We start from the raw sequence: 11,206 nt of genomic DNA on the forward strand, positions 1-11,206 counted from the left end.
CGGCAGCAGACACACCGGCGGGTCTGCTGCCGATCCAGTCCCCAGATGATCCACTTCGGGTAGCCGGCGCGACGCCCGGCGCCGCCGTGGTTCGCCGCCGTACTACGGGGTTCGCTGCGGTGGCAGGGCACGATCGCTCGATGACGATCCCGCTCGAGGGCTTCCACGCGGTCAAGCACGCGCTCCGCTTCGCGCCACACCTCGTGCAGGACGTGCGGGTGGCCTCGGTCGAGCGGGCGCGGCTGCTGGCCGAGCGACTGGCACCCGACATCGCCGACGAGCTGCTCACCCGCGCGACGGTCGCCGAGGTCGGCCACCACACCGGCGTCGAGGCGGTCGGGGTGCTGCCGGAGCCGGACCTGTCGGTGCTCCGCTCGCGGGCCACGCCGCTGGTGCTCCTCGACGCGCCCCGCTCCCCCGGGAACGCCGGCGCCGTCGTCCGGGTCGCCGCCGCGGCGGACGCCAGCGGCGTCGCCTTCGTCGGGACGCTCGACCCGTGGCACCCCACGGTCATGCGCGGCAGCGCCGGGCTGCACTACGCCCTGCCGGTGCTGCGGGTCGAACCGGCGGAGGTGACCGGGCCGATCGTCGTGCTCGACGCCGACGGCGACCCCGGCTCGGCACTGCCCGACGACGCGGTGCTGGTGGTCGGCAGCGAACGCACCGGCGTCAGTGAGCAGCTGCGGAACCGGGCGGACAGGGTGCTGGCCCTGCCGATGCGCGACGGGGTGAGCAGCCTCAACCTGGCGACCGCCGTGGCCGCCGCGCTCTACCGGCGGCGCTGAGCGGACCGCGCCGGGTCGGGCCAGCGGATCGACCGGGCCGGACCGCGCCGGGCCGGCGGACCGCGCCGGGCCGGGCCGGGCCGGCGACGCTGAGCGGACCGTCAGCCGGTGTGCGGCAGAAGCGCACCGGCAGGAATCTGCCCGAAGCGGCCGGCCTGGAAGTCCTCGACCGCCTGCTGCAGCTCCGCGCGGGTGTTCATGACGAACGGGCCGTACTGCGCGACCGGCTCGCGGATCGCCTCACCGCCGAGAACGAGGACCTCGAGGGCGCTGTGCCGCCCCTCCTGCAGGTCGTTCGCGGAGATCGTGAGGCGATCGCCGTCGCCGAGCACCGCCGTCTGACCGCTGCGGACCGGAGCCGCCTTGCCGAACGCCGCACCGGCGCCCACCGTGCCATCGCCGGACAGCACGTAGACCAGCGCGTTGAACTCCGGCTTCCACGGCAGCGACAGGGTCGACCCGGGGGTGACGGTCGCGTGCAGCATCGTGATCGGCGTACGCGTGGAGCCCGGGCCGCGTACCACGCCACCGTCGCCGGTCGGCAGGTCGCCGGCGATCAGCCGCAGCAGCGAGCCGGCGTCGTGCGAGGCCAGCAGTGTGACATCGGACCCCTCGAGGTTCTGGTAGGCCGGGTCGGTCATCTTCAGCCGCGACGGCAGGTTGACCCAGAGCTGGATGCCGTGGAAGGTGCCGCCGCTCTGCACCAGCTCGACCGGCGGGGTCTCGATGTGCAGGATGCCGCCGCCCGCGGTCATCCACTGCGTGGCGCCGTCCTGGATGAAGCCGCCGCCGCCGTGGCTGTCCTGGTGCTGGAAGGCGCCGTCCATGATGTAGGTGACGGTCTCGAAGCCGCGGTGCGGGTGCCAGGAGGTGCCCTTGGGCTCGCCCGGGGCGTACTCCACCTCGCCCATCTGGTCCATCAGAATGAACGGGTCCAGAAAGCGCGGCGCGATGCCCGCGAAGGCCCGGCGGACCGGGAAGCCCTCGCCCTCGTAGCCCTGCGGTGCGGTCGTCACGTTCAGGACCGGGCGCTCGACGTCGCCGAGCCCGGCGCGCGGGACTCGGGCGAGGGTCAGGCTGTCTGCGGTCACGGCGGGCATCTGCGGCTCCTTTGTATCGTTGCTGTTGCAACTATAACGCCCGCGGGCCGCGCTTGTTCCGCTACAGGATGGCCGACATCCGGGTGTTGCCGAGGGTGTTCGGCTTGACCCGGTCCAGATCGAGGAACTCCGCGACGCCCTCGTCCGGCGAGCGCAGCAACTCGTCGCGCACCGCGGGATCGACCAGCGCCTGGTCGGCGGGTACGAAGCCGTGCCGGGCGAAGAACCCGGTCTCGAAGGTGAGGCAGAACAACCGCCGCACCCCCAGGTCGCGGGCGTTCTCGATCAGCCGGGTGAGCAGCGCCGAGCCGACCCCACGGCCGTGCACCTCGGGCGCCACGGCCAGCGTGCGGACCTCCGCCAGATCCTCCCAGAGCACGTGCAGCGCGCCGCACCCGACGACCCGCTCGGCGTCGACGGCCACGAAGAACTCCTGCACGTCCTCGTACAGCGTGACCATGGCCTTGGCGAGCAGCCGCCGGTCATCGGTGTAGGTGTCCACCAACGCCCGGATGCCGGGCACGTCGGCTGTCCGGGCCCGGCGCACCTCGGCGAGCAGCGGAGCTGCCGTACCACCGGCCCCGCGTCCCACCGGTCCCTCGGTCACGGGGCAACATCCAGGTGCACGGGCATCCTCCACAGGTCAAGGGTGCAGCCAGCATCGCAGGGCGGACGCCGCGCTGCGTACCTGACTGCCCCGCCCGGAACGAGAGGTCCTCATGAACACTCCGCACCGCGTCGTGGTCGTCGGTTCCGGCTTCGGCGGCCTGTTCGCCGCCAAGACGCTGCGCCGGGCACCTGTGGAGGTGACGTTGATCGACCGGACCACCTCGCACCTGTTCCAGCCGCTGCTCTACCAGGTGGCGACCGGCATCCTGTCCCAGGGCGAGATCGCGCCGGCGACGCGCGACATCCTGCGTTCCCAGCAGAACGCCCGCGTCCTGCTCGGCGAGGTCGTCTCGATCGACCTCTCGGCCCGTACGGTCACGTCCACCGTGTCGGGTCGGGAGACGGTCACGCCGTACGACAGCCTCATCCTCGCCGCAGGCGCCGGCCAGTCCTACTTCGGCAACGACCACTTCGCGGAGTTCGCGCCGGGCATGAAGTCGATCGACGACGCGCTCGAGCTGCGGGGCCGCATCTTCGGCGCCTACGAGCTGGCGGAGCTCGAGACCGACCCGCTGGCGCTCGACGCGTGGCTGACCTTCGTGGTCGTGGGTGCCGGCCCCACCGGCGTGGAGATGGCCGGTCAGATCGCGGAGCTGTCCCGCCGCACGCTGAAGGGCACCTTCCGCGCCATCGACCCCTCGACGACGCGGGTGGTCCTCGTCGATGCCGCCGACGCCGTCCTCGGCAGCTTCGGCAGCGCGCTGTCCACGCACGCCGTGCACGAGCTGAACGACATGGGCGTCGAGGTCCAGCTCGAGGCCAAGGTCATCGACGTGGACGCTGCCGGGATCGAGGTCGAGGACGCGGACGGCAGCCGCCGACGGATCGAGGCGCGGACGAAGATCTGGGCCGCCGGTGTCTCGGCCGCACCGCTCGGGCGGCAGGTCGCCGAGCAGGCCGGCGCCGAGGTGGACCGCAGCGGGCGGGTGCTCGTCGAGCCCGACCTCACGTTGCCCGGCCATCCGGAGGTCTTCGTGATCGGCGACATGATGTCGCTGGCCGGGCTGCCCGGGGTCTCGCCCGTGGCGATCCAGGGCGCCAGGCACGCTGCCGCGCAGATCCTCCGGCGCGAGCAGGGTTCGCGCGAGGTGAGCCGGCCGTTCCGTTACCGGGACAAGGGGTCGATGGCCACCATCTCCCGGTTCCGCGCGGTGGCGAGCATCGGGCCGCTGCGCCTGCGCGGCTTCCTCGCGTGGGTCGCCTGGCTGGTGCTGCACCTGGTCTACCTGACCGCCTTCCGGAACCGCCTCACCGCGCTGGTCCACTGGACGGTCAGCTTTCTCGGCCGCAGCCGCTCCGAGCGCACGGCGACGGCACAGCAGGTCGTGGCGAGGAACAGCCTGCAGCGGCTGGCGGCCGTCGAGGCGACCGAGTCGCCGGCGCGGCCCGCACGACCGGCCGGCCGGCTCCGGCGCTGAGGGCTGCCGGAACGCCCGTCTGGGCGGCCCCCCGCGCTGCGCCCCGCGCCGGACCGGCAAGGATGGGGGGCGTACGCACCCGTACCTGCTCCTGGAGGACCACCCATGTCCGACGTCACGCTCGAGCACCCTGGCGGCTCGCTCCCCCTCACGGTCAAGCCAGGCACCGTGGGACCAGCCGGCATCGAGGTGCCCAAGCTGCTCGCCAGCACCGGGATGGTCACGCTCGATCCCGGCTTCGTGAACACCGCCGCGTGCTCGTCCGCGATCACCTACATCGACGGTGACGAGGGCGTCCTGCGCTACCGCGGCTACCCGATCGAGGAGCTGGCCGAGAAGGCCAGCTTCCTCGAGGTCTCCTGGCTGCTCATCTACGGCGAGCTGCCGACCGAGGACGAGCTGGCATCGTTCAAGCTCAAGATCCGCAAGCACACGATGCTGCACGAGGACTTCCGCGAGTTCTTCGGCGGCTTCCCGACCGACGCGCACCCGATGGCGGTCCTGTCCTCGGCCGTGTCGGCGCTGTCGACGTTCTACCAGGACAGCCTGGACCCGTTCGACCCCGAGCACGTCGAGATGTCCACCATCCGGCTGATGGCCAAGATGCCGACGATCGCGGCCTATGCCCACAAGAAGTCGATCGGGCAGCCGTTCCTCTACCCGAACAACAGCCTGGGCTACATCGACAACTTCCTGCGGATGACGTTCGGCGTGCCCGCCGAGGAGTACGTCGTCGACCCGGTCGCCTCCAAGGCGCTCAACCTGCTGTTCCTGCTGCACGCCGACCACGAACAGAACTGCTCCACCTCCACCGTGCGCCTGGTCGGTTCCTCGGAGGCGAACTTGTTCGTCTCGGTCTCCGCCGGTGTCGCTGCGTTGTTCGGCCCGCTGCACGGCGGTGCGAACCAGGCGGTGCTCGAGATGCTCGAAGGCATCGCCGCGGACGGCGGCGACGTCGGCCGCTTCGTGCAGCGGGTCAAGGACAAGGAGCCCGGCGTCAAGCTGATGGGCTTCGGCCACCGGGTCTACAAGAACTACGACCCGCGCGCGGCGATCGTCAAGAAGATCGCCCGCGAGGTCCTGGAGTCCCTCGACAAGCCGGACCCGATGCTCGACCTCGCGATGCAGCTCGAGGAGGTGGCGCTGGCCGACGACTACTTCGTGTCGCGCAAGCTCTACCCGAACGTCGACTTCTACACCGGCGTGATCTACAAGGCGCTGGGCTTCCCCACGCCGATGTTCACGGTGCTGTTCGCCCTGGGCCGGCTCCCCGGCTGGATCGCCCAGTGGCGCGAGATGATCAGCGACCCGGCAACCAAGATCGGCCGCCCGCGCCAGGTCTACAGCGGCCCGCCGCTGCGCCACCTGCCGTAGGTGGGGGTGTGTGACGGCCTGCTGGCGATGCGGCTGCGCCGCAGGAGCTGATGCCGGGGCAGGCGCCTACCGCACCAGCGCGTGAAGCAACCGTTCCACCTCGGCCTCCGGATCGGCCGTCAGCCCACTGTGCACGGGGCCCGCATGGACGACGGTGCTGCGCGGCGCGGTCAGCCAGCGGAAGCGCTGCCCCAGCGAGGTCGAGCCCGCTGGTCCCTCACCTCCGCACGTCCGCTCCAGCGCCTCGGCCGCCTCGAGGATCCCCTCGACGTCCGCCGCACCGTCGAGCGCACGCAGCCGATCGGGATCCGCCGCCACCCGTACGGTCAGGAACTCCGCTGCCTGGCAGTAGAAGACGATGCCGATGTTGACGACCTCGCCGCGCTCGACCCGCGGCGCCGCGCGCAGCAGGGCGTACTCGAAGACCTTCACGGCTGCCACACCTCCCGTGCGGCGACCCGCCGCAGGAAGTGCTCGACGTACGCCTCGCGCACGGCGGTCGCCGAGTCGAAGCCCGGCTCGTCCTCGAGCCACTCGTCCGGCACGAGAGCCACGATGTCCTGCAGCAGCGCGCGGTCGACCAGCGGCGCGAGCGACTCCCCCGCCGCTGCCCGCGCCGTGGCGAAGGAGGCCAGCACGTGATCCGAGACGTCGTACGGCTTCTGGGCAGCAGCGGCAGACCGAGCCCAGTCGTGGTGGAAGACGAGCGTCGCGCCGTGGTCGATGAGCTGCAGCCGGCGGTGCCAGAGCAGCAGGTTCGGGTTGCGCCAGCTGCGGTCGACGTTGCCGACCAGCGCGTCCAGCCACAGCACCTGCGACGCGAGCTCCGGAGCGACCGTGTGCGCCACCGGGTCGAAGCCGAGAGCACCTGGCAGGAAGTCCATCCCGAGGTTCAGGCCGCCGGAGGCGCGCAACAGGTCCTGGACCTCCTCGTCCGGCTCGGCTCGGCCCAGGACCGGGTCGACCTCCACCAGCACCAGCTCCGGCACCGGCAGGCCGAGAGCCCGGCCGAGCGTGCCGACGACGATCTCGGCGACGAGCACCTTGCGGCCCTGGCCGGCGCCGTGGAACTTCACGACGTACGTCCCCAGGTCGTCGGCCTCCATCACGCCCGGCAGCGAGCCGCCCTCGCGCAGCGGCGTGACGTACCGCGTGGCGACGACGCAGCGGAGCGGGTCGACGGCCACGGCGCCATCGTGCCAGGGTGCGCGCATGACACAGCGCTACGAGTACCTCGTCATCAGCATCCGCGAAGGCCTCATCGGCGGAAGCGTGAAGCCGGGCAAGGTGCAGGACGCCCTCAACGAGCGGGCGCGGGAGGGGTGGCAGCTCAAGATGCTGACCGCTGCGGACGTGAAGGGGCGCCTCGGACCAGGGGCCACCGAGGGTCTGCTCGCGACCTTCGAGCGGCCCGTCGGGTAGGTGCGCCTGGCCCTGGCGGGACCCACGCGTGGCACTGCTCCCGGCTGCTCGTGCTCTCTCCCGGCTGCTGCAACCGCCTCGATGCGCAGCACCATGCAGGAGCACGCGGCTGCCAGCGTCGCGCTGCGCGTCCTGCGTCACGGCCGCCAGCCAGGCCCCTTCAACGCGGTCCGGCGCATGCGCCGTACCCGTCACAGAACCGCGACTACCGTGCGCCCCGCCAAGATCTTCACGCCTGGTGATCTATTGGTTGCTGGATCGGCAGCGGACACGCCGGCGCGTCTGCTGCGAATCCAGCATCCAGAAGATCAACTGCCGACGAGCCGCCGCACGAGAGGTGCGATTCTGCGACGTCCCGATCGAGGTTCGGCTTGTGAAGCCCTGCCTCCGACGCCGCAGAGCCGCACTAGCGTCCGGGGCGTGCTGATTCGCAGGAAGGCCAAGGAGGACCAGGCGCAGTGCCTTGACCTGTTGATGCAGGTGCATGAGTCCGACGGCTACCCGCTGTACCTCCCCGAAGGCGTCCCGGCGTTCATCACGCCTGAGTACGAGATGGAGGCCTGGGTAGCTGAGCGCGACGGCCGCGTCGTCGGCCACGTCGCTCTCCATCACGTCTCCGTGAACCCGACACTCGCCGCTGCTCAGCAGGCCACCGGACTACCGGCCGACCGGCTCGCAGTCGTCTCTCGGCTGTTCACCGATCCCGCCCTGCGCCGCGCCGGTATCGGACGAGCGCTCCTGCGCTACGCGAGCGGGCAGGCGGCGTCACGGGGCCAACGCGCTGTACTCGACGTTGGCAAGACGCTGATGGCGCCAGTGGCGCTCTACGAGTCCGAAGGTTGGAAGCGGGTCAACACCCTCGCGCTCCGCGTCGCTGACAAAGCCGTTATTGACCTGTGGGTCTACGTCAGCCCGGAGGCCTCGGACGCATAGCCGCCTCGGATGTGGCACAACATCGCAGAACCGCCAGTACCGTGCGGTTGCTGAGGTCAGCGGCGACGGTGCCGCCGAACCTGATCAAGATTCTCGGAACATCCACAGGACCCTGGCCCTGTGGATGTTCCGAAGACCTTGGTCTCGAGTCGGCCGTGGCCGGACCTCATAGGTGCCCCTCGCCGCACGAGCGGCTACGACAGACTGGCGATCCTCCAGGTGCTGAATCGGCAGCAGACACGCCATCCGAGTCGGATGCGGATCCAGCAAGCAGAAGATCGGCGGTCCGCGACCCCCCGCGAAGTGACCGCGGGTTGGGCGATGAGCGGCCGAGGCATGCTTCCCATGTGACGAGCGGAAGCAGCAGAAGCAGGAACGGCAGCACAGGCTCAGGTTTCGCCGTTGCTGACCCCTCCACCCGCTCCGATCGACCAGGACGTCCATGACCCGCGAGGCCTCCGACCCGCAGGACACCGCACCGCCGACCACGGCGCCGGAGCCGGCTGCCGGGCCACAGCTGCCCACGAGCAGGCCTGCGGTGGTCGCCCCGCCGGAGCAGACCGCGGTGCCGTTCGGCACGGCGGCACGGGCCTGGTTCGGCATCAGTCTGCAGACGTTCGGCGGCCCGGCCGGGCAGATCGCGGTCATGCAGCGGACGCTGGTCGACGAGAGGCGCTGGATCGGCCAGCGGCGGTTCCTGCACGCGCTCAACTACTGCACGCTGCTGCCCGGCCCGGAGGCCCAGCAGCTGGCGACCTACGTCGGTTGGCTGCTCCACGGCACCCGTGGCGGCCTGGTCGCCGGCGGCCTGTTCGTCCTTCCCGGCGTCATCGCCCTGCTGGCACTGTCCGCGATCTACGTTGCCTTCGGCACCACGACCGTGATCGCCGCTGTGTTCACCGGCCTGGCCGCCGCCGTCCTCGCCATCGTCGTGCAGGCCGTCATTCGCGTCGGCAAGAAGGCGCTGAACAGCCGCGCCCTGGTCCTGCTCGCGGTGGCCTCCTTCCTTGCGCTGGCCGTGTTCAGCGTGCCGTTCCCCGCCGTCGTGGCCCTCGCCGGGATCACCGGCTGGGCTCTCGGCCGCTGGCGCCCCTCCGCCCTGCCGCAAGAGGAAAACGCCGAGACCGCCGAGGCCGGTCCGCCACCGGTCATCTCCGACGACGTCCTGCATCACGAAGCCCCCACCACCCGCCGCACCGTGAAGGTGCTGCTCGTCGGGCTGCTGGTGTGGGGAGTGCCGATCGCAGCGGTCGCCCTGCTCACCGGCGCGAACAGCGTCTTCACCCGGCAGGGCCTGTTCTTCTCCGGCGCCGCGGTGGTCACCTTCGGCGGCGCGTACGCGGTGCTGGCCTACGTCGCCCAGCAGGCCGTCGAGGTCTACGGCTGGCTGGCCCCGCGGGAGATGGTCCGCGGCTTGGCTCTGGCCGAAACGACTCCTGGGCCGCTGATCATGGTGGTGCAGTTCGTCGCCTTCCTCGGCGCCTACCGCAACCCCGGTGTCCTCGACCCCTGGGTGGCCGCCGTGCTCGCCTCACTGCTCGTCACCTGGGTGACCTTCGTCCCGAGCTTCCTGTTCGTCCTGCTCGGCGCGCCCTACATGGAGAGGCTGCGCGGCAACCGGTCGCTGTCGTCGGCGCTGACCGGGATCACCGCCGCAGTCGTCGGGGTCATCGCCAACCTCGGCGTCTACTTCGCCGTCCACACGCTGTTCTTTGACACCGTGGACATCCAGAACGGCCCCCTTTCGCTGGAGCTGCCCGACCTGTCCACGCTGCGGGTGGTGCCGCTGGCGATCGGTGTGGTGGCCGCCGTCCTGCTGTTCCCCGTCAAGTGGTCAGTGCTGCGTACGCTCGGTGTCTGCGCGGTCCTGGGATTGGTCGCCGGCCTGGCCGGCCTGTCCGTGACCTGACGCCGGTGCCCCCGTGGAACTGATCGGAAGCCGGCTCGGCCGTTCCTGCCGGACATCGGCTGGAGGTGGACGGGCGTAGTGATCGCCGTCAGGCGGTGACCGGGTCCCACCGGTAGGGGTCGGCGAGGTCGAGCGTCCAGCGGGTGTCGTCGTGCAGCAGCCGATCGCCCACGCGGTCGGTGTCGTCGGGTTCGGCGGCGTCGGCGTCGACCTCGTGTCGCCACGGGCCGGGATCCTCGGGGAGCAGGTCGAGCTGCCACAGCTCCTCCTCCAGCTCGCTCGGGCTGAGCTCGTCGAACGGGTTCGGCGTGGTCAGCGGCGACGGTGGCCGAGCCGGTTCTGCCGGTGGCTGGTGCTGGCTCGGGCTGATCCACGAGCGGCCGGCCGGAGCGGTCCACGTGACGGCGGACTGCTCGCCGCGCGTCTTGGTGAAGCCGAGCTGCTTGACGCGGTGGTGCCGGCGGCAGCACGGGCCGAGGTTGCAGGCGCAGGTCGGCCCGTCCGGCCAGGCCAGGTCGTGCTCGGCGTCGCAGCCGACTGCGCGGGCGCCGCAGCCGGGCCACTCACAGCGGGGGGCGCGCACGTCGAGGAGTCGGCGCAGCCACCGCGGCACGCGGTAGCCGCCGGGAGTGCCCGGCGGGTGGGCGCCTGGCGCAGCGTCTGGAGCGGGCGCAGGGTCTGGAGCGGGCGCAGGGTCTGGAGCGGGCGCACCGTCTGGAGCGGGCGCAGGCGGCGGGCCCTGCGGTCGATGGTCTCGGGGATGTCGCGGCTGGAGAGGCGGCGGCGGTTGGGCCTGTAGCGCGAGCAGCGCGGCCCGGACAGAGGCCGGGTCGCCGCGCTCGGGCCGGACGGTCCTGTCGCCGACAGCGACGGGCACGCCGTCCTCGTCGACCCACACCGGTCGCAGCTCGGGAGAAGCGAGCAGCAGCTCGGTCGTCAGGTCCGGCTCCAGCGGTCCGTGACCGCTCAACTCGGCGAGCTCATCTGTGGTGCCGAGCCCCGCCCCGATCGGCAGCAGGACCGCTGTCCCGGCCCCGCACGGCACCGGCTGGCCTGGGAGGCAGCCGCACGGAGCCGCGCCCGTCGAACGGGCGGCGCACCGGGCACACGACCCACTGGTGCCGCAGTCGTGGCTCTCCGGCGGCAGCGGCGCGTCGTCCGGTGACAGCGGCATCTGGTCCCGGCCGAGCAGCAGGTCCCGGAACGCATCCAGCCGGCGCTGGTCGGCCGTGCGGTCGTCATCGGCCGCCCAGGCCCGGGCGCGGGCCGCGATGCGGGACAGGATCGCGTGCGTATCCGGGCCGGTCAGCCCGCAGGCGAACAGGTCGTACAGCCCGTCGGCCTGCCTGCGGTACCCGACACAGCGGGACTGCTCAGCCTCCCGCCGGCGGCACTCGGCGGCCTCCCGGTCATGCGCGATCACCCAACCGCGCAGCAGCTCGCTCAGCCGCGGCGGCGGCAGGACCGTCCCGTCGGCGGCGGCCAGCAGCCGCTGCTGCAGCCGCTGCCACACCGCAACCTGCCCGGGCGGGTCGAGCACCGCTAATGGGTCTCGTACGGCACGTCGCCTTGGTAGCCCTGGGTGATCGCGGCAGG

At 71.7% G+C, this 11,206-nt stretch carries 11 protein-coding genes; 6 read left to right on the top strand and 5 right to left on the bottom strand.

What is annotated here, in order from left to right; genetic code table 11:
• Window positions 1-140: 140 nt before the first annotated feature.
• Window positions 141-785 carry a TrmH family RNA methyltransferase gene (locus WD794_17045; GenBank protein ID MEX2292020.1) on the top strand — a complete coding sequence of 215 codons (645 nt, stop codon included), beginning with the start codon at window positions 141-143 and terminating at the stop codon, window positions 783-785.
• Window positions 786-886: 101 nt separating this feature from the next.
• On the opposite strand, the gene WD794_17050 is transcribed toward WD794_17045, so the two are convergent.
• Together WD794_17050 and WD794_17055 are read right to left on the bottom strand one after the other, a co-directional pair.
• On the bottom strand, window positions 887-1,885 hold the full coding sequence (locus WD794_17050) for a pirin family protein (GenBank protein MEX2292021.1): 999 nt from the start codon (window positions 1,883-1,885) through the stop codon (window positions 887-889).
• Between the two features lie 61 nt (window positions 1,886-1,946).
• Window positions 1,947-2,492: an amino-acid N-acetyltransferase gene (locus tag WD794_17055; protein MEX2292022.1), complete on the bottom strand. Its 546-nt coding sequence runs from the start codon at window positions 2,490-2,492 to the stop codon at window positions 1,947-1,949.
• A 112-nt stretch (window positions 2,493-2,604) separates the two neighbouring features.
• Between WD794_17055 and WD794_17060 the strand changes: the two genes are divergently transcribed.
• Window positions 2,605-3,972, top strand: coding sequence for an NAD(P)/FAD-dependent oxidoreductase (locus tag WD794_17060; GenBank protein ID MEX2292023.1), 1,368 nt, complete (start codon window positions 2,605-2,607; stop codon window positions 3,970-3,972).
• 105 nt (window positions 3,973-4,077) lie between these two features.
• Complete coding sequence (locus WD794_17065; GenBank protein MEX2292024.1) at window positions 4,078-5,346, top strand: citrate synthase; 1,269 nt, start codon at window positions 4,078-4,080, stop codon at window positions 5,344-5,346.
• Between the two features lie 66 nt (window positions 5,347-5,412).
• Here the strand turns inward: WD794_17065 and WD794_17070 are convergent, their stop codons facing one another.
• Window positions 5,413-5,778 (bottom strand): DUF3037 domain-containing protein, encoded by a 366-nt coding sequence (locus WD794_17070; protein MEX2292025.1) that lies wholly within the window; start codon window positions 5,776-5,778, stop codon window positions 5,413-5,415.
• Window positions 5,775-6,560, bottom strand: a complete 786-nt coding sequence (locus tag WD794_17075) for a HipA family kinase (GenBank protein MEX2292026.1) — start codon at window positions 6,558-6,560, stop codon at window positions 5,775-5,777. The genes WD794_17070 and WD794_17075 overlap by 4 nt, the downstream gene beginning before the upstream one ends.
• Between WD794_17075 and WD794_17080 the strand changes: the two genes are divergently transcribed.
• From WD794_17080 to chrA, 3 genes are all read left to right on the top strand, one after another.
• The gene (locus WD794_17080) at window positions 6,559-6,768 is read left to right on the top strand and encodes a DUF4177 domain-containing protein (protein ID MEX2292027.1); all 210 of its coding nucleotides are present in this window, start codon (window positions 6,559-6,561) and stop codon (window positions 6,766-6,768) included. The two genes, WD794_17075 and WD794_17080, sit on opposite strands and share 2 nt — an antisense overlap.
• An 81-nt stretch (window positions 6,769-6,849) precedes the next feature.
• Complete coding sequence (locus tag WD794_17085; protein MEX2292028.1) at window positions 6,850-7,701, top strand: GNAT family N-acetyltransferase; 852 nt, start codon at window positions 6,850-6,852, stop codon at window positions 7,699-7,701.
• Window positions 7,702-8,143: 442 nt separating this feature from the next.
• Window positions 8,144-9,610, top strand: a complete 1,467-nt coding sequence (gene chrA, locus WD794_17090) for a chromate efflux transporter (GenBank protein MEX2292029.1) — start codon at window positions 8,144-8,146, stop codon at window positions 9,608-9,610.
• A gap of 88 nt (window positions 9,611-9,698) precedes the next feature.
• On the opposite strand, the gene WD794_17095 is transcribed toward chrA, so the two are convergent.
• Window positions 9,699-11,150 (bottom strand): HNH endonuclease signature motif containing protein, encoded by a 1,452-nt coding sequence (locus WD794_17095; protein ID MEX2292030.1) that lies wholly within the window; start codon window positions 11,148-11,150, stop codon window positions 9,699-9,701.
• Between the last annotated feature and the right edge of the window lie 56 nt (window positions 11,151-11,206).

This window comes from Mycobacteriales bacterium (assembly GCA_040902655.1).
Classification (GTDB): Bacteria; Actinomycetota; Actinomycetes; order Mycobacteriales; family SCTD01; genus SCTD01.